Origin of the sequence: Paraburkholderia piptadeniae (assembly GCF_900007165.1) — a bacterium.
Taxonomy (GTDB): domain Bacteria; phylum Pseudomonadota; class Gammaproteobacteria; order Burkholderiales; family Burkholderiaceae; genus Paraburkholderia; species Paraburkholderia piptadeniae.
Genome location: NZ_CYGY02000010.1, coordinates 44,293 through 68,524 on the forward strand (window position 1 = coordinate 44,293; position 24,232 = coordinate 68,524).

The window sequence follows — 24,232 nt, forward strand, 5'->3', positions numbered from 1 at the left end:
CGGGCGCCGATTGAAAGCGGGCTGATCGTGCGCGTGCAACGGATTGTGTCGGCAACCAACAACACGCCGAGCCGCCGCTCACGCCCCTTGCGTGCGCATCGCGCGATATTCGCGCCTGACGATGTCCATCAGCTCGGCAACGGACGTGCTGACCGTCTCGCGCTGATACGTCACGCGCCCGCGTTGCATCAGCATCACGCGATCGGCGATATCGAGCGTCTGCGCGTAGTTGTGCATGATCATGATGATCGACAGACCGCCCTTCTCCTTCAACCGCAGGATCAGATCGATGATGAGCCCCGCTTCGCGCGCGCCCATCGCAGCGAGCGGCTCGTCGAGCAGCAGGATCTTCGCGTTCGAGTTGACCGCGCGCGCCACCGCGATAGCTTGCCGTTGTCCGCCCGAAAGCTGCTCGACAGCGAGGTCCACCGACGGCACATGCACGCCGATCTCTTCGAGACATTCCGCGGCGCGCTCGCGCATCGCGCGGTGGTTCAACAGACGGAACGGCCCGGGCCTGAGAATCTCCCGGTTCAGGAACATGTTGTGGTAGATGCTCAGCGAGTTGGCGAGCGCGAGATCCTGATACACGCATTCGATGCCGAGCGAACGCGCGTGATCGACGGAACGCAGCATCGTTTCCTGGCCGCCGAGAAACAGCTTGCCGCTCGTCTGCTGATGAAAACCGGTGAGGATCTTGATGAGCGTCGATTTGCCCGCGCCGTTGTCGCCCAGAATGCCGAGGATTTCCCCTTGCCTGAGCGTCAGCGACACGCCGTCGAGCGCGGTCACGGCGCCGAAGCGCTTGACGATGTCCTCCCCGCGCAGCGCTTCTTCCGGCGACGAGGACATCACAGCTCTCCTTTGCGCGCGAGACGTACGACGTGGATATTGAAGATCATCGCCGCGAGAATCGCCGCGCCGAGAATCATGTTGAACGTGAACGCGTTGATGCCGATCAGCGTGAAGCCATCGTTCAGAATGCCGAGCACGGCCGCGCCGATCAGCCCGCCGATGATCGTCCCCGAGCCGCCCGCGAGCGGCGTGCCGCCGATCACGGCAGCGGCGACGGCAAGGAACATGATCTGGTTGCCGCCCGCTTGCGGATCGATCGACGAAATGCGGAAGCATTCGAGCATGCCCGTCAATCCCGCGAGCACCGCCGCAAGCACGAAGTTGCCGAGCTTCAGGCGCCTGACATGAATACCCGCCTCGCTCGCGCCGAGCGGATTCGCCCCGGACGCGATCGTATGCAGGCCCCAGCGCGTGTGACGCAGCAACACATGCATGATCACCGCGAGCGCGATCGCCCAGATGATCTCGCTGTAGCCCCACGCTCCCATGAACTCGGCAAAGAGACCGTCCTCGGGCGGGGAAACGGGCGTGCCTCTCGATATCGTCAGCGTGAAGCCGTTGACGAAGAAGAGCGTGCCGAGCGTCGTGACGAACGACGGAATCCGCAGATAGACCGTGACCGCTCCGTTGACGAATCCGATCAGGCCCGCCGCGACCAGCCCCGCGATCACCGAGAGCCATGCCGGCAGGCCCGCCTCGTTCGTGAAATGCATGATGAAAGGCGCGAACGCGAACACCATGCCGGCGGAAAGATCAATCTCTCCGCCGATCATCAACATGATTTCGCCGAATGCGATGATGGCGACGGGAGCGATGAACTGCGACAGGTTTTGCAGGCTCGCCGACGTCAGCAGGAAGTCGTGATTGGCCGTCTCGAAGTACGCGCACAGAATGACGGCGACCGCGAGGATGCGAAGCTCGCTCGAACGCAGAAACGACCGCGACGAGCGTCGCGGCCGTTGCGCCTTCTTGATGTCCGCTACAGGAGACGTCACCCTTTGATCGCTCCCGTGTGCGGAACGATTTGCGGCTTCGTGCTCTTGCCTTCGTAGCGTGTCGACGTGTTCAGGTAAGGATCGACGGAGGCCTTCGTCACGAACTTCAAACCGGTGTTGACGTTGGCCGGTCCGACGAGCCCGCCCGATGCGAGATACACGAACGCCTGGACCACGGTATAAAAGCCTTGCACGTAAGGCTGCTGATCGATCGTGAAGTCGAGGAAGCCATCGTGGATCAGCTGCACGGTGCGCGGCAACAGGTCGAAGCCGCCGCCGTGCACGCCCTTCGCCGGCAGGTTGTTCTCTTTCATCACTTCGGCGACGCCCTGGGTGCTGCCCGCGTCGACCGCGAACATCCCCTTCAGGTCCTGGTGGCCCAGATAGAACGACTTGATCTTCGAAAGCTCTTCGTTGACGGTCGCCCCCGTCGCGATGGTCTGCACGTCGATCTTCTTGCCCGACTTCTTGATCGCGGCGACGGCGCCGTCCAGCCGCGGCTGGATGTTCAGCTGGCCGGGCGTCGCGATGAAGAGTCCGACCAGACCGCTGTCGATCAGGCTCGCGATTCGCTCGCCCATCTGATAGCCGGACAGATACAGGTCCTGGCCGATGTACGACAGACGCGGATTCGACGAGCCCTGGGGCGCGTCGGCGTTATAGGCGAACACGGGAATGCCCGCGTCGAGCGCCGCCTGGATCGGCTTGTCGAAAGCCTTCGGATCGACGATCGGCACGGCAATCGCATCGGCCTTCCCGGCGATCGCCGCGTTGACGGCATTCACCATCTCGGCGATGTCGGCGTTGGCCGAGCCCGTCCACTGGTAGTCCATGCCGAGCAAAGCGGTGGAGTCCTGAATGCCGTACTGCGTCGGGACAAAGAATGGGTTTGTCGTCACGTGATTGACGAATACGATCTTCCAGCGCTTGTGAGCCGGAAACGGCCCCGCCTCGGCAGCCTGCGCCGGCGTGATCGCGCCGCCGAGCACTGCCAACGCTGCACCGAGGCCAGCGCCCTGCAGCATTCCACGACGCATGCTCTGGACTTCGTCCTTGGGTTCCTGCTTACCGGCCATGTCATTCTCCAGTCTTTGAGTTATTGAATAACTTGCTGTGCATGACGGCGCAGGCGAGGGAAGCGCCGGTGCCGGGAGGCACCACACTTCACGAACCCCGTGTGCATGCGTGTGCCCCTGACAACCCTGCGGAAAATCCTATATCACGTACTTTTGCCGATTAATCAACGTATACCCTAAAGTAGTCGGACTATTTAAGGGCTGCCTATAGAGTGCTGCTTCCGGACCGTTTCAGGGGCCGCTCCACAACGACGAAAAGACCGGCTGTGCGGTCTTTTCGGAGTGTGTTGTGTCAGATAGTGGGCCGGAAGCTAACGCAGATGTCAGATGCGTGAAGTCATCTTGCCAATACGCGCGGCCTTGCGTCGTAGGCTTTCGTATGACCGCGACCCGCGCGGATCACGCCGGAATCGTCCCGCCCAGTTCGTCGTCGATAAACGCGCGGACGATATCCTTGAACGACGCATCGCCGGCAAAGCCGAGCCGCTGAGCGCGCGACGTGTCCCACTGCGCAGGCCAACTACCGACGATCTTCTCGACGCGCTCATCCGCCTTCCATTCGATCCGGGCCGCGACGGCATCGCCTGCCACATCGCGCAGCGCCGCGATCATCTCGTCGACGCTCACCGATACGCCCGGCAGATTCACCGTGCGCCGGTTGCCGAATGCGGCCGCGTCGATCTCGCATCCGGCCACGAGGCATTCGATCGCCTTGCGTGGCGACAGCAGCCACAAGCGCGTCGCGCCGTTCACGGGACACACGGCCTTTTCGCCCGTCAGCGGCTCGCGGATGATGCCGCTCGCAAACGATGACGCCGCCGCATTCGGCTTGCCCGGCCGCACGCTGATGGTCGGCAGGCGCAGCACGCGGCCATCGACGAAACCGCGCCGCGAATAGTCGTTCAGCAGCAGCTCGGCGCCCGCCTTCTGCGCGCCATATGACGACTGCGGATTCAGCGCCGTATCGTCGAGCACGACCTCGGGCAGCTCGCCGCCATAGACGGCGACCGAGCTCGTAAACACGACACGCGGCTTGTGTCCGCGCATCCGGCACACGTCGAGCAGCAATCGGGATGCGTCCAGATTGATGCGCATGCCCAGATCGAAATCGCTTTCGGCCTGGCCGCTGACGATGGCGGCGAGGTGGAATATCGCCGATGTCTTTTCATCGATCAGCCGTTCGAGCACGCTGCGCTCGGCAATATCGCCGACTTCGATCCGCACGCGCGCGTCGTCCGGGCCGGGCGCGGCCACGACGTCGAGCAACACCAGTTCGGTGATCGGCTGGCGCTGCCCGTCCGTGCCCTTCAGTTCGCGGCGCGCGAGCAGTTCGCGCGCGAGACGCTGCCCCAGAAAACCCGCGCCGCCTGTGATCAGTACTTTCATGTGCCGTCGTTCCTCAATATGTGGGTCTGTCTGTGGATCTGTCGTACGCGCCTGTCGGTCAGCCGCGTGCCTTCACATACGGCCTGATCCATCCAAGGCCCGCCGACGTGCCCGCGCGCGGCCGGTACTCGCAGCCGATCCAGCCGTCGTAGCCGAGCTCGTCGATCAGCGAGAACAGATACGGATAGTTCACTTCGCCGATATCCGGCTCGTGCCGCTCGGGCACGCCCGCAATCTGGATATGGCCGACGCGCGGCATGTCGCGTTTGAGCTTTACAGCGAGATCGCCTTCGACGATCTGGCAGTGGTAAAGATCGAACTGCACCTTCAGATTCGCCGCGCCGACTTCGGCGCAGATCGCCTGCGCGTCGTCCTGGCGGTTCAGAAAGAAGCCGGGAATGTCGCGCGTGTTGATCGGCTCGATGACGACGGTGATGCCGTCCGCCTGCGCGGTCTTCGCGGCATACGCGAGATTCTTCAGGTACACGTCGCGATGCGCGGCGCGCGATTGCTCCGGCCTGATCAGACCGGCCATCACATGCAGCTTGTCGTTGCCGAGCACGCGTGCGTACTCGAGCGCGGTATCGACGCTGCGGCGGAACTCGTCTTCGCGGCCCGGCAACGACGCGATGCCACGCTCGCCCGCTGCCCAGTCGCCGGGCGGCGCGTTGAAGAGCGCTTGCGTAAGGCCGTGCTCGTCGAGACGCGCTTTCAGATCGGCGGCGGCGTATTCATAAGGAAACAGAAACTCGACGGCCTCGAAGCCGTCGCGCGCGGCAGCGGCGAAGCGGTCGAGGAACGCGTGTTCGTTGTACATCATCGTCAGATTGGCGGCGAAGCGAGGCATCGAAGCAACTCCTGTATCTATCTCTATCGAACGTTAGCCGGATACGCGACGCATCCGGCCTTCACGCAATTGTGCGTTTAGCGGTTCACGAGCCGCGCGGGCGTCAGCCATACGGCGATCGCGCCGAGCACGAGCATCGCGGCGAGCACGTACATGCCGGACTGCGTGCTGTGCGTGACATCCTTAAGATAGCCGATCATGTACGGGCTCGCGAAGCCCGCGAGATTGCCGACCGAATTGATGATCGCGATGCCCGCCGCAGCCGTCGCGCCCGACATGAACGCCGTCGGCAGCGACCAGAAGAGCGGCGCGCACGTCAGCACGCCCGCTGCGGCAATCGACAGGAACGTAATCGACACGGCCGTGTTGTTCACGAACGATGCCGCAATCGCAAAGCCGACTGCGCCCGCGAGCGCCGGGCCGATCAGATGCCAGCGTCGTTCGCGGTACTTGTCCGCGCTGCGGCCCATTACGTTCATCACGACGATCGCGGCGAGAAACGGAATCGCGCTCAAGAGACCGATTTCGAATGCGCCCGTCACGCCCGTCGATTTGACGAGCGTCGGCATCCAGAACGTGAGTCCGTATTGGCCCGTGACGAACGCGAAGTAGATCAGCGACATCCACCACGTGCGCGGATCGCGGAACACCGCGCCGAGCGAATGTGACTTCGCTTTTTCGTGCGGCTGCGCGGCGATTTCATCGGCGAGCAGTTTCTTCTCGCGCGCAGTCAGCCACTTCGCGTTGGCGATGCCGTTGTCGAGATAGAGAATCGTCGCGATGCCAACCGCAATCGCGGGCACCGCTTCGATGACGAACATCCATTGCCAGCCGGCAAAGCCGTGATGCGAATCGAAGGTCTGCATGATCCAGCCCGACAGGGGATTGCCGAAGATGCCTGACACCGGAATCGCCGACATGAACACAGCGATGATCTTCGCGCGCCGGTGCGACGGGAACCAGTAGGTCAGGTACAGGATCACGCCTGGGTAGAAACCGGCTTCGGCAAGACCGAGCAGAAAGCGCAACGCGTAGAACTGCGTCGGCGTCTTCACGAACACGAACAGTGCAGAAAGCACACCCCATGTGATCATGATCCGCGCGATCCAGATACGCGCGCCGAGCTTGTGCATCAGGATGTTGCTGGGCAATTCGAACAGAAAGTAGCCGAGGAAGAACACGCCCGCGCCGAGTCCGAACACGGTCTCGCTGAACGCGAGGTCCTGCGACATCTGCAGCTTCGCGAAGCCCACGTTGACGCGGTCCAGATACGCGACCACGTAGCACAGCATCAAAAATGGCACGATGCGCCAGAAGACCTTGCCATAGGTGCGTTCGATTTCAGCGGCGCCGGGTTGGTTGGCGGCTTCGGCGGGTGAAGCGGGGCGAACGGATGCCGCCTGATAACCAGTCATGTGTTGTCTCCTTCGGAATGGCGCCGGTTTCGGACCGCTCGCGTCACGTCGGGCGGTCTCCGGCTTTTTTGCCTGGGTTGATTGATACGGGCGGTTCGCGTCGTTTCGCGGACCAGTTGAACATCGCCGCTTTACCAGCGCGCGCCGAACACTTCGCGCAGTTCCTTGAGCGCCGCTTCGTCGAGCGGCGCGGGACGCGGGTTCGTCATCAGCCACAAGCGCGCCGTCTCTTCCAGCTCCTCTAGCGCATACGAAGCCTGCGATACCGAGCGCTCCCACACGACGGGCCCGAGCCGTTCGAGCAGCACGCCGCGCACGCTGTCGGCGAGCGCCGCGATCTGCTGCGCGACCTGCGGATCGCCGGGACGTTTGTAGCGGATCAACGGAATGTGGCCGACCTTCATCACATAGTAGGGCGTGATGGGCGGCAGCACGTCGGCGTCGCTCCATACGCCTGCGAGCGTCAGCGCGACGAGATGCGACGAATGCGTGTGGACGATGCCGCGCGCGTCGCGATTGCGCTCGTAGACGCCGCGATGCAGCGCGAGCGTCTTCGACGGCTTGCCGCCCGAAACCGCGTTGCCCGCAAGATCGACCTTCGCGATCTGCGCGGGGTCGAGCCTTCCGAGACAGGCGTCCGTCGGCGTGATCAGCCAGCCATCGTCGAGGCGCGCGCTGATGTTGCCCGCGCTGCCGACCGTGTAGCCGCGCTCGTACAGGCTCGCGCCCGTCACGCAGATCTCTTCGCGGATTCTCGCTTCTTCGCCGATGTGAATGGCAGGCGTCATTGCGCGCCTCCATCCAGATGACGCAGCGCCTTCGCGAAGAAATCGACGGCGCCGAAGTTGCCCGATTTCAGCGCGAGCGCAAGCGGCGCAGCGCCGATGCTCGCCGTCGCGGGAACACCCGGATCGATCTGCCTGCCGATGCGCAGCATCTCGACGCCGAGCGCCTGCACCACGGCCCCCGAGGTCTCGCCGCCCGCGACGACGAACTTGCGCACGCCGAGGTCATGCAGGCCGCGCGCGATCGAAGCCAGCGTGCGCTCGCCTAGATGCCCCGCTTCGGCCACGCCGAGCTCGCGTTGCGTGGCCTTCACTTCTTCAGGCGTTGCCGTTGCGTAGATCAGCACGGGCTGCGGCTGCGCGGCGTTCATGTGCTCGCGCGCGAAGGTCAGCGCCTGTTCGACGACAGGCTCGCCGCGCGCCGCCGCAAGCGGATCGATGCGGAACGCGGGACGCGTCTCGCGCCACGCGGCAACCTGCGCGTTCGTCGCCTTCGATGCGCTGCCCGCCAGCACGGCCGATGTGCCTTCGACGCGCGGCAGCTCGCCCGCATCATCCGTATCGCCGAGCAGGCCCGCGCGGCGGAAATTCGCGGGCAAGCCGAGCGCGACGCCCGAACCGCCCGTGATCAGCGGCAGGTCCGCGCACGCTTCGCCGAGCGTGTAGAGATCGGCATCCGAAATCGCATCGGCGATGGCCATGCGCACGCCGTCGCGCTTCAACGCATCGATCGATGCCCGCACCGCTTCGGCGCCTTGCGCGACGGCGTCACAGCGCACGAGCCCGACCTTCGATTGCGTCTGCCGCTGCAGCACGCGCACGAGGTTCGCGTCCGTCATCGGCGTGAGCGGATGATGCTCCATGCCCGACTCGTTCAGCAGCACGTCGCCGACGAACAGATGCCCGCGATACACCGTGCGCCCATTCTCCGGAAACGCGGGGCACGCGATCGTGAACGGCGTGTCGGCGCGCGACGCATGCAGCGCATCGAGCAACGCATCGGCGACGGGGCCGATGTTGCCCTTGTCGGTCGAATCGAAGGTCGAGCAGTACTTGAAGAAGAACTGGCGGCAGCCTTGCGCGCGCAGCCACTCGAACGCGGCCAGCGATTGCGCGACGGCATCGGCGGCGGGTATCGTGCGCGACTTCAGCGCGACCACCAGCGCGTCGGCTTCGATGCGCGTGTCGGCGGCAGGCACGCCGATGGTCTGCACGGTGCGCATGCCGCCGCGCACCAGCATGTTCGCGAGATCAGTGGCGCCCGTGAAGTCGTCGGCGATGCAGCCGAGCAGCGGCTTGTTGGCAGAGATCGTCATGTCGTGCAGTCCCCTCGCTTAGCGCGCTGCCGGAACATCGATGCCCGGGAAAATCTTGATCACGGCGGAATCGTCTTCGCCGCCGTGGCCCGCCGTCGACGCCATCATGAACATCTGATGCGCCGCCGCCGACAACGGCAGCGGAAACTTCGAACGCCGCGCGGTATCGAGCACGAGGCCGAGGTCCTTCACGAAGATATCGACGGCCGACAGCGGCGTGTAGTCGCCATTGAGGATGTGCGGCACGCGGTTCTCGAACATCCACGAATTGCCCGCGCTGTGCGTGATCACGTCGTAGAGCGCAGCGGGGTCCACGCCTTCGCGCAGGCCGAGCGCCATCGCCTCGGCGGCGGCCGCGATGTGCACGCCCGCGAGCAACTGGTTGATGATCTTCACCTTCGAGCCCGCGCCATGCTGCTCGCCCAGCCGATACACCTTGCGCGCCATCGCGGCGAGCACGTCTTCGCAGGCAGCATAGGCGGCTGCGGGGCCCGAGGTCATCATCGTCATTTCGCCGGATGCCGCGCGCGCCGCGCCGCCGGAAACGGGCGCATCGAGCATCAGCAGGCCGGCCGCTTCGACGCGGCGTCCGAGGTCGATCGCGAAGTCGGGCGCGACGGTCGCGCATGCGATCACGACGCTGCCGGGCTTCATCGACTTCACGGCGCCGTTTTCGCCGAACAGCACAGCATCCGTTTGCGCCGCGTTGACGACGAGCGAAATGACGACGTCGCATTGCGCACCGAGTTCGGCGGGACTTACGCAGCGCGTGCCGCCATCGGCCGCGAACGCGTCGAGCACTTCGCGGCGGACGTCGCATGCATGGACATTGAACCCGCCGCGCAGCAGCGAGCGCGCGACGCCCATGCCCATTGCGCCAAGACCGATCACTCCGACTTTTCTGGCCATAACTTTCCTCTACGAACGTTGCTTCAGATTGCGGCTTGCGGCTTTCGAACAGCCGCATGTCCGGATCAGCAGATGCCTGCTTCGGCGAGCCGGCGCGCTGCGTTGTACATGTGCGTCTGCGCGGCGTTGCGCGCGGCCATCGGGTCGCCCGCGCGAATCGCCGCGACGATCGCCGCGTGCTCGTCGCGCACCTGACGCGAAAAGTCCTCGCGCAGCGCTTCGTTGCGGCGCGTAACGACGGTGCCCGCTTCGAGATACTGATTGAGGAACGCGAGGGTCTTCATGAAATACGGATTGCCCGTGACGGCCGCGATCGCGCGATGAAACGCGACGTCCTCGGCCACGCCGTCGCGGCCTTCGACGACGGCTTCGTCGATCTTGGCGAGCGCGGCGTCGATGGTCGTCATATCGGCGTCCGTGCGGCGCATCGCGGCCTCGGACGCCACCTCGGCTTCGATCGCGCGCCGCACCGCGAGAATCTGCAAGACCGAGCCGCCTTCCATCGCCTCCGCATAGTCGATCCGCAGCGGCCGGATCGCGCCATGCACGGACACATAGACGCCGCTGCCCTGGCGCGGCTCGACCACGCCCTCGTTCTTCAGGCGCGAGATCGCTTCGCGGATCACCGTGCGGCTCACGCCGAACTCCTGCGCGAGCACGGCTTCCGTCGGCAGCTTGCCGCCGCGCGCAAACGCGCCCTTGTCGATCTGCGCGAGCAACTGCTGGGCGACCGTGTCGCTCAGCGCCTTGTTGGGGATTTTCTCGAACATGTTCCGCAAATTCGCGATGTCATAAGGTCATCATACAAATTTGCGAAAACGAAGGGCCATCCGTTTTAACCCTTAGCCCAACGCGCCGCGAGGCATCGCCCCGCGACGCGGCACATCGAAATCAGACGGCCTTCATCTGCTCCCGCGCCCAGGCCACGGCCGCGCGCGCCGGCGCGATGCCCGTCGTCTTCACGCGTTCCGCGAGTTCGAACACGCGCGGACCGATCTGCGCGACTTCCGCGAGCACGGCCTCTTCGTCGGCCGAGCCCTGATACTCGCGCACGCAGCTGATGATGCCGCCCGCGTTCACGAGGAAATCGGGCGCGTAGAAGATGCCGCGCTTGTGCAGCGTGTCGCCCTCGGCGAGCGACATCAGCTGATTGTTCGCGCCGCCCGCGATCACCTTGAACTCGCATTGCGCGGCGACGGCTTCCGTGATCGAGCCGCCGAGCGCGCACGGTGCGAACACGTCCGCGTTGACGCCCGCGATGCGTGCCGTGTCCGCGACCTGAGCGCCGAACAGATGCTTTGCGCGCTCTGTCTTGCCTGCGTCGATATCCGCGACGATCAGCTCCGCGCCCGCGTTATGCAGCCGCTCGCACAGATCCCAACCCACGGAGCCGAGCCCCTGCACCGCAACCGACACGCCGTCGAGCGTGTCGCGCCCGAGCGCGACCTGCACGGCTGCCTTGAGGCCCACGAACACGCCGTACGCGGTGCGCGGCGACGGGTTGCCGCCGTACACGTCGTTGTCGCGCGGAATGCCGCTCACGTACGGCGTTTCGCTTTGCACGGCGCGCATGTCGTCGGCCGTCGTGCCGACGTCTTCCGCCGTCAGATAGATGCCGCCGAGCGATTGCACGAGACGGCCAAACGCCTTGAACATCGCGGTGCGATCCATCTGTTCGGGACGCTTCAGGATCACAGCCTTGCCGCCGCCGAACGGCAGACGGGCCAACGCGTTCTTGAACGCCATGCCTTGCGACAGGCGCAGCGCGTCGTGATACGCCTCGTACTCCGATGCGTACTGCCAGTAGCGGCAGCCGCCGAACGCGGGGCCGCGCGCCGTGCTGTAGACGGCGATCACGGCCTGCAGGCCGGATTGCGCGTCGCTGGCCACGACAATGCGCTCGTGGGCGGGTTCGCCGTGAAGCCCGAAAAGCGTTCCGGCGAAATTCGTCGTCAGTCGGTCCATCTGTGTTCCTTCCTCGTGGGCAGGCGGTTGAGTCGGCGCGAAGCGATGGCTACGCGGCGGCGGGTCGCATGTCGTCCGGGTTGCGAACGCATGCGTCGAATCGCGAGGGCAGCGGATGCGCCGAACCCCCGATCGCAAAAGTGTAGGCGGCCAAAATCGGAGATTCGTTCTGTTTATCTGGAATTCGGTGCGTCATGGCAGAATAATCGCCTATGCAAAACCGACCGTGAAGACGATTCGTCTTCCGATTCATCAGCAAGCCTCGGCCGCACACATGAAACTCGACTCCACCGACCAGCGGATACTGCGCGAACTGCGCAACGACGGACGTCTTTCCAACGCAAAGCTCGCCGAGCGCGTCGGCCTGTCGGCGACACCATGCTGGAACCGCGTGCGTGCGCTCGAGGAAGCGGGTGTCATCGAAGGCTATGCGGCGTTGCTGAACCAGAAGGCGCTCGGCCTGCCCGACACGGTGATCATCGAAGTGAAGCTCGCGAAGCACGATGAGCGCACGCTGGAGCGCTTCGGCGAAGCGCTCGCCGATCTGCCCGAAGTGGTCGAGGCATTTCTGGTGTCGGGGGAGTACGACTACCTGATCAAGGTCGCGGTCGCGGGCACGGAAGGCTACGAATCGTTCCTGCGACGCAAGCTGTATCGGCTGCCGGGGTTCCAGGACAGCCGCTCGATCTTCGCGTTGCGGTGCCTGAAGCGCTCGGTATCGGTCGAGCCGTGATGCGCGTCATGCCGCCTTCGCCGATGCCGCGGCAAACGTGACCCGCGCTGTCAGGCCGCGCGCGTCGCCGATCGCGCCCGCCGCCTTCTCCCCTGTTTCGAGCGAGATCTCGCCGCGATGCGCCTGCACGATCTCGCGCACGATGGCGAGGCCTAGACCCGTGCCTTCCGTATCGGCGGATGCGCGGTAGAACGGCTCGAACACGCGGCTGCGCGCTTCGGCGGGAATGCCTGGGCCGTTGTCGGAGACGGCCAGCGTGATGTGCTCCGCGTCGCCGCGCACGGCGACCGTCACGTGCCCGCCGGGCTGCGTATAGCGAATCGCGTTTTCGGCGAGATTCGATACCAGCGCGGAAAGCAGGCCCTCGTGTCCGATCATCCACGCGGACGCGTCGAGTTCCGCACCGAGATCGATGCCGCGATTCTGCGCGAAAAGCGCGAGCTCTTCGACGACGTCTTTGGCGATCGCCGCGAGATCGACGGGCTCGTTCGCGAGCCGTGTGTAGTCGGCGGCTTCCGCCTGCGCGAGCAACAGCAGCTTGTTCGTGAGGCCGACCATCGAGCGGTTGCTTCGCTGCATCGCGGCCAGCGCTTCGCCCAGCGACGGCTCCAGCTCGCGATGCTGCCGCGCGTACTGCAACTGCGTGTCGAGCAGCGTGAGCGGCGTGCGCAACTGATGCGCGGCATCCGCGATGAAGCGCCGCTGCGCGGCCACCTGCAAGCCGAGCCGCGCAATGCATTGATTGATCGCATCGACGATGGGCCGCAATTCCGTATGCAGGCGATCGACGCGCAACGGTTCGAGCTGCATCGGATCGCGGTCCATCACTTCGTCCTTCACCTTCAGCAGCGGACGCAGTTCGAACGTCAGGCCGATGCACGCGAGCGCCACGGCAAGCAGCATCATCTCGATCTGGCGCACCAGTTGCGGCCGCCACAGTTCGCGCACCATTGCATCGCGCGAAGCCTGCGTCTTGCCGACCGACACCAGCACGCGCCGCGTCGCGCCGCTGTCGTACATGCGCCGCACGTAGCCGATCGCGCGTATCGTCGAGCCGTGCAACTCGGCGTCATAGTACATGGGCCTATCCTGCCCATCGTTCGAATCGGGCGTCGTGGAAGCGGATGACGGCGCCGATGCGCTCAGCGGAAAATCCGGCACGCCCGCGAGCAGCCGATCGTCGTCGACGCTCACGTTGTAGAACACCTGATCGCCATACGGCGACGCAAAGATTTCCAGCGCGGCGGGCGGGATATCGACGCGCAGCATGCCGTCCGCCCATTCGACTTCGCCCGCGATCATCCGCGCCGACGACAGCAGCGTGTTGTCCTGCACGAGATCGGCAGTGCGGCGCGCGTTGTCGTATTCGGCCTTGCCCGTGACGAACACGTAGATCGCCAGCGGCACGAGCAGCCACCACAGCAGACGGATGCGCAGGCTGCTAGTCATCGCGCGTTGCGCCTCGGGTCGTGCCTTGGATTGCGCCTTGAATGGTGCTTCATTCGACGTCGTCCTTCTTGCGCAGCAGATAGCCGAGCCCGCGCAGCGTGACGATCGCGGCCGAGCTGCCGTCGAGCTTCTTGCGCAGCCGCGATACGTAGATTTCGAGCGCGTCTTCGCTGGGCTGATCGTCGTGCGTGAAGATCGAGTCCATCAGCGCGGCCTTCGACACCGTCTTGCCCATGCGCAGGATCAGCGTTTCGAGCACGCTGCGCTCGCGCGGCGTGACGTTGAGCGGCGCGCCCTTCAGCGCGAACTGGCGCGTGTCGATGTCGAACACGAGATCGCCGCACGCCACCTCGTTCGCGGTCGAAGCCGTCTGCCGGCGAATCATCACCTTCACGCGCGCGACCAGCTCACGCACTTCGAACGGCTTCACCAGATAGTCGTCGGCGCCCGCGCCCAGCAGCTCGACCTTTTCGTCGATCGAGCCGCTCGCCGTCAGGATCATCACGGGCGTCGCATCGCCGCGCTGACGCAGACGCCGCAGCACGTTCTTGCCCGACAGCCTCGGCAGGTTCAGATCGAGCAGCACGACGTCGTAACGGTTCGTGCGCAACAGTTGATCGGCGGCTTCGCCGTCCTGCACCGCATCGAGCGCGAACGCCTCCTGCTCGAGCATGCGTGCGAGCCAGTGCGACAGCGTCGGATTGTCTTCGATCAACAGCAGTTTCATCGGTCAACGGAATGCATGTAAAAGCAGCGCCGGGTTCGCCATCGCGTGTGTGCGGCACTGCCGCGCGATTGTATGTCGACGGAATGTCGGTGCTTGCATCGGGTTAACACCCATATTTCGGCGTTGCTCCCGAAAGCTGACAGAAGGTTTGAGCTTTCTATAATCGCCCCACTCATTCAAAAAGGCGCGATGCCGCGATGCCAAAGCGGCCGGCGCCTCACCACAAGGAGACTGATGATGCGTACCTTCCGCCAGATCGCAGCCGTGTCCGGACTCGCTTTCGCCCTCGCCGCTGTTTCCGCCAGCGCTCACGCCGAGAAGATCTCGATCATGGTCGGCGGCGCCGCCAAGATCATCTATCTGCCCGCCAAGCTGACGGAGCAACTCGGCTACTTCAAGGACGAAGGGCTCGACGTCGAGATCCTTTCGCAACCGGCGGGCGTCGATGCCGAAAACGAACTGCTCGCGGGCGCCGTGCAAGGCGTGGTCGGCTTCTATGATCACACGATCGATCTGCAGAGCAAGGGCAAGGAAGTGCAGGCGCTCGTGATCTTCGGCCAGGTGCCGGGCGAAGTCGAAATGGTGTCGACGAAGGCAGCGGGCGAGATCAAGAGCATGGCGGACGTGAAGGGCAAGACGCTCGGCGTGACGGGCCTCGGTTCGTCGACGAGCTTCCTCACGCAATACCTCGCGCAGCGCGCGGGCGTCCCGTCGACGCAATACACGCTGCTGCCCGTCGGCGCCGACAACAGCTTCATCGCGGCGATCAAGCAAGACCGCATCCAGGCGGGCATGACGACCGAGCCGACCGTCTCGCAACTGCTCAAGATGGGCGACGCGAAGGTGCTGGTCGACATGCGCACGATCGAAGGCACGCGCGCGGCGCTCGGCGGCACGTACCCCGCTTCGAGCTTCTACGTGCAGCGCGCGTGGGCCGAATCGCACAAGGCCGAGGCGACGAAGCTCTCGCATGCGTTCGCGAAGACGCTGAACTTCATCGCGACGCATAGCGCCGACGAAATCGCCGCAAAGATGCCGAAGGACTACTACGGCGCCAACAAGGACCTGTACGTGGCCGCGCTGAAGGCCTCGCTGCCGATGTTCACGAAGGACGGCAAGATGCCCGCGGACGGTCCCGAGACGGTGCTGAAGGTGTTGTCGGCGTTCAATCCGTCGGTGAAGGGCAAGCATATCGATCTCGCGAAGACCTACTCGAACGACTACGTCTCGACGGTCGCGACGGCCTCGAAGTAAGCCGTATCGTCGTCCACCTATCACCCGCAAGGAAAGAGGCAGCACGCGATGAATCAATCCAGGCCGCACGGCGCACCCGCCATCGAGCTGCGCAACGTATCGTGCCGGTTCATTTCACCGGACGGCAAGGCGACGGTCGCATTGCGCGACTTCAGCATGTCGGTGGCGAAGGGCGAGTTCGTCGCCGTCGTCGGACCGACGGGCTGCGGCAAGTCCACGACGCTCAGCATGATCACGGGCCTGCTCAAGCCGACGACGGGCGAAGTGCGCGTGATGGGCGCGCCCGTCGACGGCATCGATCCGCGCATCGGCTTCGTGTTCCAGGCCGATGCTGTGTTTCCGTGGCGCTCGGTACTCGACAACGTGGCGGCCGGTCCGCTCTATCGCGGCCGCTCGAAATCGGCCGCGTACGACGAGGCGAACGAATGGCTGCGCCGCGTCGGGCTCGACAAGTTCGGCAAGCATTATCCGCATCAGCTGTCGGGCGGCATGAGAAAGCGCGTCGCGCTCGCGCAGACGTTCATCAACAAGCCGGAAATCCTGCTGATGGACGAGCCGTTCTCCGCGCTCGACATGCAGACGCGCACGCTGATGCAGGACGAACTGCTGCAGTTGTGGTCGGCGAATGCGGGCTCCGTCGTGTTCGTCACGCACGATCTCGAAGAAGCGATCGCGCTCGCGGACCGCGTGTTCGTGCTGACAGCGCGGCCCGCGACGCTGAAGAAGGTCTACGAGATCGATCTGCCGCGTCCGCGAATCACGTCGGAAGTCCGCTATGACCCGCGCTTTATTGAAATCTCGCGCGACATCTGGCACGACCTGCGCGAAGAAGTGCAGATCGGTTAATTCAATCAGGCTGGAGCTCGCTTAATGTCTACTACGCCTCAACAAATGATGCCCGCCGGCCTCGACGCCAGTTCGCTCGCGCAGGTCGAACGCATTGCGCAGAAGCGCATCCGTCAACGCAACGCGCTCGTGATCGGGCTGCGCATCGCCGTCCTCGTGATCGTGCTGGGCGGCTGGGAACTGTCGGCACGCATGAAGTGGATCGATCCGTTCTTCTTCTCGATGCCGTCGGCGATCTTCGAGCAGATCGTCGACTGGTTCGTGAACGGCACGTCGCAAGGGCCGCTGCTCACGCAGGTATGGGTCACGCTCGAAGAGACGGGACTCGGCTTCATCATCGGCTCGGTCGCGGGCGTGTTCTGCGGCATCGTGCTGGGACGCAACAAGCTGCTCTCCGATGTGTTCAGCCTCTACATCAAGATCGCCAACTCGATTCCGCGCGTGGTGCTCGGTTCGGTGTTCGTGATTGCGCTGGGTCTGGGGATGGCGTCGAAGGTGGCGCTAGCCGTCGTGATGGTGTTCTTCGTCGTGTTCGCAAATGCGTTCCAGGGTGTGCGCGAAGCGGACCGCTACATGATCGCGAACGCGCAGATTCTCGGTGCGTCACGCCGCCAGGTGACGACTTCCGTCGTGATTCCTTCGGCGCTGAGCTGGATTCTCGCGAGTCTGCATGTGAGCTTCGGCTTTGCGCTGGTCGGTGCCGTGGTCGGCGAGTTTCTTGGCTCGAAGCAGGGCATCGGCCTGCTGATCTCGACGGCACAAGGCGCGTTCAATGCAAGCGGCGTGTTCGCGGCGATGATCGTGCTGGCCGTCGTCGCATTGGCCGCCGATTATCTGCTGACGGCCGTCGAGCAGCGCTTGCTGAAGTGGCGGCCGAATATCAGCTGATTGAATTTCTCGCAGTGGTTGTGTTGTTGCAATTGAGCGCCTCCTTCTGGAGGCGCTTTTTTTATTCGCACGGCTTGCCAACGCGCTAACGCCCGCACATTACCGAAATGTAATCAGCCCTCATCCCCACGCCGGTATGATTAAAAAATCAATCCGCAGCGGAGCATGGCGATGCGCATCCTCGTGATCGAAGACGAGCCCAAAACGGCCGCGTATCTGAAGAAGGGGCTGGAAGAATCCGGCTATTCGGTCGAAGTGGCGAACGACGGCTCTCATGGGCTGATCCTCGCGCAAGAGGAGGACTACGACGTCATCGTTCTCGACGTGATGCTGCCATGGATGGACGGCTGGACCGTCGTGAAGACGCTGCGCGCGACGCGCACCACGCCTGTGCTCTTTCTCACCGCGCGCGACGACGTCGACGACCGCGTGCGCGGCCTCGAACTCGGCGCCGACGATTATCTCGTCAAGCCGTTTGCATTCGTCGAACTGCTCGCGCGCGTGCGCACGCTTGCGCGACGCGGCCCACCGCGCGAGAGCGAGCTGATCAGAATCGGCGACCTCGAAATGGATGTGAACCGGCGGCGCGTCAAGCGCGGCGGAATGCGCATCGATCTCACGCCGCGTGAGTTCTCGCTGCTGCAACTGCTCGCGCGCCGCCACGGCGAAGTGTTGAGCCGCACGCAGATCGCGTCGTACGTGTGGGACATGAATTTCGACAGCGACACGAATGTCGTCGAAGTCGCGATTCGCCGTTTGCGCAGCAAGGTCGACGACAACTTCCGCGTCAAGCTGATTCATACGGTGCGCGGCGTCGGCTACGTACTCGAAATCAAGGAACCGGCCTGATGCGCGGCCGCTCGATCACCGCCACGCTCGCGCTCGCATTCGGCGCGACGACGCTCGCGGTGTTCGTGCTGGTCGGCAACTTTCTCTATCGGGCGCTGGAACGCGAAGTCAGCTCGCAGGATGACATGAGCATCGTGCTCGCCGCGCGCCACGCTCGCCGCCTCGCCGAAGAGATCGATACGACGGCGGGCATTCGCGAGCACGGCGACCGCATCACGAGCATCGTGCTGGGCAATCCGGGCATGTCGATGGAAGTGTTCGATCCCGATGGACAGCTCGCAATCGAACACAACGTGGTGAGCACGCTCGGCGCGGCGATGCCCGTCGGCGACAGCTCGATTCTGTCGGCGGGGCGCTCCATTGCGCGAGTGCCCGAAACGGCGCGCATCACGGAGACTTCGATCGCCGGCTGGACGAACGGGACAGGCTCACCGATACGCGGCATCGCCACGGATGCGAAGCTGCGCGACGGCGAAATGGTCAGCATCCTGATCGCGCGCAACATGAGCGACCGCTATGCGCTGCTCGATCACTATCGCGATACGCTCAAGATCTACGGCATCATCGGCGTGATACTGACGACGGTGCTGAGCTATCTGCTGATACGCGCGGCGATGCGGCCCGTGCGCGATATCGCGGCGAGCGCGAGCGAAGTCACCGTCAACCGCCTGAATACGCGTATCGCCGTGGCCAGCGTGCCGCGCGAACTCGAAACGCTGGTGACGACGCTCAACGCGATGCTCGAACGCATGGACCATGGCTTCAAGCAGATGTCGCGCTTTACGGCCGACCTCGCGCACGACATGCGCACGCCGCTGAGCAACATGCGCGGCGCAACGGAAGTCGCGCTCGCGCGTCCGCGTTCCGCCGACGAGTATGAGGCTTTGCTCGCGTCCAACCTGGAGGAATGCGAGCGGCTGTCGCGGATGATCGAGAACGTGCTGTTCCTCGCGCGCGCGGAGCATCCGCAGTTCGTCAAGCACATGCGCGTATTCGATGCCGTGCAGGAACTGACGCATATCGGCGAGTACTTCGAGGGCGTCGCCGAAGATGCCGACGTGCGCATACGCGTGACGGGCTCCGCGATGCTCACCGCCGATCTCGAACTGTTCCGCCGCGCGGTCAGCAATCTGCTCGCCAACGCGTTGCGCTACACGCCGCGCGGTAAGGAGGTCGTGCTCGACGCACATCAGATAGACGATCGCGTGCGCGTCACGGTGTCGAACGAAGGCGAGCCGATTGCGCCCGAACACCTCGAACGGATTTTCGATCGCTTCTATCGCATCGATCCGTCGCGCAGTTCGCTGACTTCATCGCGCTCGTCGCAAGGATCGCCGGGATCGACGGGCCTTGGGCTCGCGATCGTGCGCACGATCATGGAGCTGCATGGCGGTACGGTGCATGCGGAAAGCGATGCGAGCGGGACGCGGTTTGTGCTGGTGTTTCCGTGATGGCTGGTTCGCCTGGCCATTCATGCAAGCCAAAGCCAACCCCCTACTCCCCCCGCAAACCCGCCAACGTCACCCGCAGCCCCGGCCGCTCATCATTGTTCTCCATCCGAAGCACCGCGTGGTGCCGCTGCGCGATATTCAGCGCAATCGCGAGCCCCAGGCCGCTGCCATGCTCCTTGTTCCCCGCGCTGCGATAGAAGCGGTCGAACACGCGCTCGCGCTCCGCCTCCGGAATGCCCGGACCGCTGTCCGATACGCCGACGCTGATGTCCGCGCTGCTGCGCGACAGGATCACGTCGACCTTGCCGCCCGGCGGCGTGTAGCGAATCGCGTTGTCGATCAGATTGTTGAGCAGCACCTCGATGCCTTGCGCTTCCGCCCGAACCTTATAGGCATCGTCGACGTCACGTGCGTGATGGCATTCCAGGCCGAGATCGATTCGCCTCGCCTCCGCAATCAGCGAAAAATCTCCGACTGTGCGCTCGCACAGTCTGCGCAGGCTCACCGGCTCGAACCGCGCGCTGCGCTGCGCCTCCTCGCGCGCGAGCGTCAGCAACTGATGCACGAGATGAATCAGCCGGTTCAGGCGCCCTTCGATGCGCTCGAATGTCTGCTTGCTGCCGACCAATGAGCCGTCGCGCTCGGCCGCCTGCAACTGCAATTTAAGCGCGGCAAGCGGTGAACGCAGCTCGTGCGCGGCGTCGGCAACGAACGTGCGTTGCGACTGCGACGCGATGTTCAGGCGGTTCAGCAGATCATTGAGCGCATCGACGAGCGGCTTCATTTCGACGGGCATGCGCCCATCGAGACGCAAGGGTTCCAGCGAATCGAACGAACGCGTCGCGAGCGCGCGCGAAATGCTGCCGAGCGGCGCAAGCCCACGCCCCACGACGAAAAGCACGATCAGAATGATCGCGGGAATGAGCAATGCCAACGGCCAGAGCGTGCGCAATGCGAGCCGCAGCGCCAGGTCGTCACGCACTGACACGGGCTGCGCGACCTGCACGAAACGGTCGCCTTCCTCAACGCCGAACACGCGCCAGTGATACTCATCGCGCTCGATCGTGCGCAGGCCCGCGGGAAAGCGCTGAAGGTCGATGCCGTCCAGCGACTTGTAGATGCTCATGCCCCCCTGATCCCAGACCTCGATGAAGAGACGATCGTCGGAAAGGCCCTCGAAATCCGGCGTGCTGTGCGTAAGCGTATCGATGCTGCTGATGTTCGCGGGCACGGAAAGCGCGACCGTGCGGAGCTCATAGTCGAAGAGTTCGCTTGCCTCCACGCGCGCGGTATAGAAGATGCCGTACCCCGCGATCAGCGCTGCAGCGGCCAGGCCGGCAATCAGCCAGCCCAGCAGCCAGCGCCGGATCGATGTCACTCGCACCTCTTCAGCCGATAGCCGACGCCGCGCACCGTCACGATCTGATCCGCACCGATCTTGCGCCGCAAGCTGTGCACGTGCACTTCGATCGTGTTGCTGCCCACTTCCTCGCCCCAGCCATACAGCTTCTCTTCGAGTTCGGGGCGCGTGAAGACGCGCATCGGTTCTTCGATCAGCGCCTGCAACAGGCTGAATTCGCGCGGCACGAGCGACAGCAGTTCGCCGTTGAGCGTGGCTTCATGCGTGGCTGGGTTCAGCGTCAGATCGCCGTGCGAATAGACGGGATTGGTGTGCCCCGTGCGGCGGCGTAGCAGCGCGCGCACACGTGCAGCAAGCTCGTCGAGATCGAATGGCTTGACGAGGTAATCGTCGGCGCCCGCATCGAGTCCGACGATGCGGCTTTCGACGGCATCGCGCGCCGTCAGGATGATCACGGGTGCGCTGCCGCCGCGCCGCCGGTAGCGGTTCAGCACATCGATGCCATCGGCCTTCGGCAAGCCGAGATCGAGCAGAACCAGATCGTAGACGTCGTTGTCCAGAGACAGCTCGGCTTCGCGTCCGTCGTGCGCCCAATCGATCGCATATCCGGCGCGCCGCATCGTCTCCACGACGGGCTCGCCGATCATCTCGTCATCTTCCACCAGCAGCAAACGCATCGCGCTGTCTCTCCTGAATAGCCTCCATTGTCGGCACCATTAGCTTAACGCGCCCTTAGCAAACTGGGCGGCGCGTCGTGCCGACACGAAGATCGCGGCAATCCGCGTGCGGATGCTGCTCGTGCTGCTTCAGTCGTCGATGAAGACGCGTCGCCATGACGGCGACGCGGCGTGAAAGATGGTTCGAAACGAATGCGTCAGCTGGCGCCCGCCCGCCGCGCCGATTCGACGGGCAAGCCTTCGCATTCGGCGCAGCGACCGAAGATCACCAGATTGGAACTGGAGTAGTGAAAGTGATGCTCGGCTGCGATCTTCGCCTGCTGCTCTTCGAGGCCCGGATCGTACGCGTCCTGGATGCGCCCGCAACGATTGCAGACGAGATGATAGTGGCGCTTCCCGCGATTCAGTTCGTAGACGATGCGCGCGTCGCCAAGGGACGCACTGGAGATGAGATCGGCCTCATGCAATTGCGCGAGCGCGCGATAGACGCTCGCGAGACTGCACGCTTCCGTATCCTGCGAGAGCCTGCGGAACACCTGATCGGCGCCGAAGTGCTCGTTCGGAAATTCATGGAAGAGCTTGAGTACGGCAGCCCGGCTGGACGTCGGACGCAAGCCGGCCGTTTTCAACGCCGCGTAGATCGCAATCATGTATGTGCCCCGTCATGATGGCAAAGCCTCGTAGCGGGCTTCGCGACGCAACATTGTGGCCGTGCGAACCTTAAGAATCGCTTATCGGCGCTGACGTATCGGGGCTGACAAGATGATGCGCATAGCGACGCTGCGTGGACTGATGCGCGCGGCGGACGCGGCTTCATGCGCGAGCCGCTGGCCGCCGTTGGATCACGTTCAGATGAGTTCGAGTGTCCGCTCGTCGGGCTCGCCGTTGAAGTACTTCGCCAATGCATTCGCGAATACCGGGTCGCCTGGCGCCGCCCTCGAAAACAAGGTCATCGACGAACGGAACTTCAGATAATCCGGGTAGCCGAAGATGGTCTCGATCGTCGACCCTTCGACTTCATTGACCGCCTGCGTGGCCTCCCGCAAACGGGGACCGAGCACCGGATGTTGCAAATATGCGACAGCTTCGGGCAATGACGTGATCGCAAATTTTTGGGACATCGGACTATCTCCGAGCCCCTGAATCTGCGGAAACACGTACCACATCCAGTGGCTTCGCTTGCGTCCGGCGCGCAATTCCGCTAGCGCCTGCGCATAAATCGGGGCCTGAGCGTCGACGAAACGTCGAAGGTCGAACTGATCGTCCATCGCGTCCTCCGTAGTCCTGTCGCATGCCGCTCGGGATGCATCCGGCATGCCCACCATCTCCATACATAGACCTTACAGAGCCGCTTTTTCGGCCGCGCGACCGAGCCGGAAATCGAAAAAATGCGGCATTGCGACACTATGTCTCACCGCTTATTACGCAATAGTTCGTTCGCATCAAAGTGCTGTACTGCAACACGGGTTCTTCGTATTATGCGAGCGCTTATAAAAGGAGCAAGGAAATGCAAGCGTTCGTTTGTTTGATTTTGTAGAGAGGGCCGCGACGATGAAAAAAATCGCGGGCCGGTTAGTCGGTCTCGTTTCAATTGCCCCAGCGTTCCTGCTATCGGGGTGCAACCTCGAAGTGCTCATGCCGAAAGGCCCCATCGGCGCCGCCGAGAAGTCGCTGATCGCGACTTCGACGTGGACGATGCTGATCGTCGTGATTCCCGTCATCCTTCTGACGCTGCTGTTCGCCTGGCGTTATCGCGCCTCGAACAAGGCGGCCGAATACCGTCCGGACTGGGCGCATTCGACCGCGATCGAAGTGGCCGTCTGGGCGATCCCTGCGCTGATCATTCTGTTCCTCGCCGTCCTGACGTGGAAGAGCACGCACGAGCTCGACCCGTACAAGCCGCTGGAATCGGATGTGAAGCCGATCAACGTCGAAGTCGTCGCGCTCGACTGGAAGTGGCTCTTCATCTATCCGGATCTGGGCATCGCTTCCGTGAACCAGCTCGCGATTCCCGTCGGTACGCCGGTGAATTTCCGCATCACGTCCGACACGGTGATGAACTCGTTCTTCATCCCGCAACTGGGCGGCCAGATCTACGCGATGGCAGGCATGCAGACGCGTCTGCATCTGCTGGCGAACGAAGTCGGCGACTATGCCGGCGCGTCGGCCAACTTCAGCGGCAAGGGCTTCTCGGACATGAAGTTCCGCACGCTCGCCGAAACGCCTGAAGACTTCAACGCATGGGTCGCGAAGGTTCGCGCATCGACGGATCACCTCAACATGGACCGCTACTACAAGGTGGCGCAGCCTGAAGAGAAGGCGCCTGTGTCGTACTTCTCGTCGGTCGATCCCAAACTCTTCAACAACATCGTCGCCCGCTACAACAACGGTCACGTCGTCGACAACATGAAGGACGCGAACTGTGGGCCTAACGGTACCAAGGGGTAAG

Annotated in this window: 24 protein-coding genes; 7 read left to right on the top strand and 17 right to left on the bottom strand. The window is 63.8% G+C overall.

Going from position 1 to position 24,232, the window contains the following annotated elements; genetic code table 11:
* Positions 1-78: 78 nt before the first annotated feature.
* The 11 genes from BN2476_RS03890 to BN2476_RS03940 all read right to left on the bottom strand — a co-directional run bounded on the left by BN2476_RS03890 (position 79) and on the right by BN2476_RS03940 (position 11,549).
* On the bottom strand, positions 79-852 hold the full coding sequence (locus BN2476_RS03890; RefSeq protein ID WP_087732846.1) for an ATP-binding cassette domain-containing protein: 774 nt from the start codon (positions 850-852) through the stop codon (positions 79-81).
* On the bottom strand, positions 852-1,850 hold the full coding sequence (locus tag BN2476_RS03895; protein WP_087732847.1) for an ABC transporter permease: 999 nt from the start codon (positions 1,848-1,850) through the stop codon (positions 852-854). Before BN2476_RS03895 ends, BN2476_RS03890 begins: the two co-directional genes overlap by 1 nt.
* Positions 1,847-2,926 (bottom strand): sugar ABC transporter substrate-binding protein, encoded by a 1,080-nt coding sequence (locus BN2476_RS03900; protein WP_087732848.1) that lies wholly within the window; start codon positions 2,924-2,926, stop codon positions 1,847-1,849. The genes BN2476_RS03895 and BN2476_RS03900 overlap by 4 nt, the downstream gene beginning before the upstream one ends.
* Positions 2,927-3,325: 399 nt before the next feature.
* The gene (denD, locus tag BN2476_RS03905) at positions 3,326-4,312 is read right to left on the bottom strand and encodes a D-erythronate dehydrogenase (protein ID WP_087732849.1); all 987 of its coding nucleotides are present in this window, start codon (positions 4,310-4,312) and stop codon (positions 3,326-3,328) included.
* A 58-nt stretch (positions 4,313-4,370) separates the two neighbouring features.
* Positions 4,371-5,159 carry a 2-oxo-tetronate isomerase gene (otnI, locus tag BN2476_RS03910; RefSeq protein ID WP_087732850.1) on the bottom strand — a complete coding sequence of 263 codons (789 nt, stop codon included), beginning with the start codon at positions 5,157-5,159 and terminating at the stop codon, positions 4,371-4,373.
* A gap of 77 nt (positions 5,160-5,236) precedes the next feature.
* Positions 5,237-6,574, bottom strand: coding sequence for an MFS transporter (locus tag BN2476_RS03915; protein WP_087732851.1), 1,338 nt, complete (start codon positions 6,572-6,574; stop codon positions 5,237-5,239).
* A gap of 131 nt (positions 6,575-6,705) precedes the next feature.
* The gene (gene otnC, locus BN2476_RS03920; RefSeq protein WP_087732852.1) at positions 6,706-7,362 is read right to left on the bottom strand and encodes a 3-oxo-tetronate 4-phosphate decarboxylase; all 657 of its coding nucleotides are present in this window, start codon (positions 7,360-7,362) and stop codon (positions 6,706-6,708) included.
* Entirely contained in the window at positions 7,359-8,675 is a 1,317-nt protein-coding gene (otnK, locus tag BN2476_RS03925; RefSeq protein ID WP_087732853.1) for a 3-oxo-tetronate kinase, read from the bottom strand. The genes otnC and otnK overlap by 4 nt, the downstream gene beginning before the upstream one ends.
* 18 nt (positions 8,676-8,693) lie before the next feature.
* Complete coding sequence (ltnD, locus tag BN2476_RS03930; protein ID WP_087732854.1) at positions 8,694-9,584, bottom strand: L-threonate dehydrogenase; 891 nt, start codon at positions 9,582-9,584, stop codon at positions 8,694-8,696.
* Positions 9,585-9,649: 65 nt separating this feature from the next.
* On the bottom strand, positions 9,650-10,354 hold the full coding sequence (locus BN2476_RS03935; protein WP_087732855.1) for a FadR/GntR family transcriptional regulator: 705 nt from the start codon (positions 10,352-10,354) through the stop codon (positions 9,650-9,652).
* Between the two features lie 121 nt (positions 10,355-10,475).
* Positions 10,476-11,549 (bottom strand): Leu/Phe/Val dehydrogenase, encoded by a 1,074-nt coding sequence (locus tag BN2476_RS03940; protein WP_087732856.1) that lies wholly within the window; start codon positions 11,547-11,549, stop codon positions 10,476-10,478.
* Between the two features lie 274 nt (positions 11,550-11,823).
* Here BN2476_RS03940 and BN2476_RS03945 point away from each other — a divergent pair, with 274 nt between their 5' ends.
* The gene (locus tag BN2476_RS03945) at positions 11,824-12,282 is read left to right on the top strand and encodes an Lrp/AsnC family transcriptional regulator (protein ID WP_087732959.1); all 459 of its coding nucleotides are present in this window, start codon (positions 11,824-11,826) and stop codon (positions 12,280-12,282) included.
* A gap of 6 nt (positions 12,283-12,288) precedes the next feature.
* Here the strand turns inward: BN2476_RS03945 and BN2476_RS03950 are convergent, their stop codons facing one another.
* Entirely contained in the window at positions 12,289-13,731 is a 1,443-nt protein-coding gene (locus BN2476_RS03950; RefSeq protein WP_087732857.1) for a sensor histidine kinase, read from the bottom strand.
* A 49-nt stretch (positions 13,732-13,780) separates the two neighbouring features.
* The gene (locus BN2476_RS03955; RefSeq protein WP_087732858.1) at positions 13,781-14,458 is read right to left on the bottom strand and encodes a response regulator; all 678 of its coding nucleotides are present in this window, start codon (positions 14,456-14,458) and stop codon (positions 13,781-13,783) included.
* A gap of 237 nt (positions 14,459-14,695) precedes the next feature.
* Between BN2476_RS03955 and BN2476_RS03960 the strand changes: the two genes are divergently transcribed.
* The 5 genes from BN2476_RS03960 (at position 14,696) to BN2476_RS03980 (ending at position 19,746) form a co-directional block, all read left to right on the top strand.
* Positions 14,696-15,712 carry an ABC transporter substrate-binding protein gene (locus tag BN2476_RS03960; protein ID WP_087732960.1) on the top strand — a complete coding sequence of 339 codons (1,017 nt, stop codon included), beginning with the start codon at positions 14,696-14,698 and terminating at the stop codon, positions 15,710-15,712.
* 48 nt (positions 15,713-15,760) lie between these two features.
* Positions 15,761-16,558 (top strand): ABC transporter ATP-binding protein, encoded by a 798-nt coding sequence (locus BN2476_RS03965; RefSeq protein ID WP_087732859.1) that lies wholly within the window; start codon positions 15,761-15,763, stop codon positions 16,556-16,558.
* Positions 16,559-16,582: 24 nt separating this feature from the next.
* Positions 16,583-17,446: an ABC transporter permease gene (locus tag BN2476_RS03970; protein WP_087732860.1), complete on the top strand. Its 864-nt coding sequence runs from the start codon at positions 16,583-16,585 to the stop codon at positions 17,444-17,446.
* A 171-nt stretch (positions 17,447-17,617) separates the two neighbouring features.
* Positions 17,618-18,295 (top strand): heavy metal response regulator transcription factor, encoded by a 678-nt coding sequence (locus BN2476_RS03975; RefSeq protein ID WP_087732961.1) that lies wholly within the window; start codon positions 17,618-17,620, stop codon positions 18,293-18,295.
* Positions 18,295-19,746, top strand: coding sequence for a heavy metal sensor histidine kinase (locus tag BN2476_RS03980; RefSeq protein WP_087732861.1), 1,452 nt, complete (start codon positions 18,295-18,297; stop codon positions 19,744-19,746). Before BN2476_RS03975 ends, BN2476_RS03980 begins: the two co-directional genes overlap by 1 nt.
* A gap of 43 nt (positions 19,747-19,789) precedes the next feature.
* Here the strand turns inward: BN2476_RS03980 and BN2476_RS03985 are convergent, their stop codons facing one another.
* The 4 genes from BN2476_RS03985 to BN2476_RS04000 all read right to left on the bottom strand — a co-directional run bounded on the left by BN2476_RS03985 (position 19,790) and on the right by BN2476_RS04000 (position 23,051).
* Positions 19,790-21,124 (bottom strand): ATP-binding protein, encoded by a 1,335-nt coding sequence (locus BN2476_RS03985; protein WP_087732862.1) that lies wholly within the window; start codon positions 21,122-21,124, stop codon positions 19,790-19,792.
* Positions 21,121-21,783 (bottom strand): response regulator, encoded by a 663-nt coding sequence (locus BN2476_RS03990; RefSeq protein WP_087732863.1) that lies wholly within the window; start codon positions 21,781-21,783, stop codon positions 21,121-21,123. Before BN2476_RS03990 ends, BN2476_RS03985 begins: the two co-directional genes overlap by 4 nt.
* Positions 21,784-21,980: 197 nt before the next feature.
* Entirely contained in the window at positions 21,981-22,433 is a 453-nt protein-coding gene (locus BN2476_RS03995; RefSeq protein ID WP_087732864.1) for a Fur family transcriptional regulator, read from the bottom strand.
* Between the two features lie 198 nt (positions 22,434-22,631).
* Complete coding sequence (locus BN2476_RS04000) at positions 22,632-23,051, bottom strand: DUF1810 domain-containing protein (protein ID WP_087732865.1); 420 nt, start codon at positions 23,049-23,051, stop codon at positions 22,632-22,634.
* A 283-nt stretch (positions 23,052-23,334) separates the two neighbouring features.
* Between BN2476_RS04000 and cyoA the strand changes: the two genes are divergently transcribed.
* A complete protein-coding gene (cyoA, locus tag BN2476_RS04005; protein WP_087732866.1) occupies positions 23,335-24,231 on the top strand; it encodes a ubiquinol oxidase subunit II in 897 nt (298 codons plus the stop codon).
* Position 24,232: the final 1 nt, after the last annotated feature.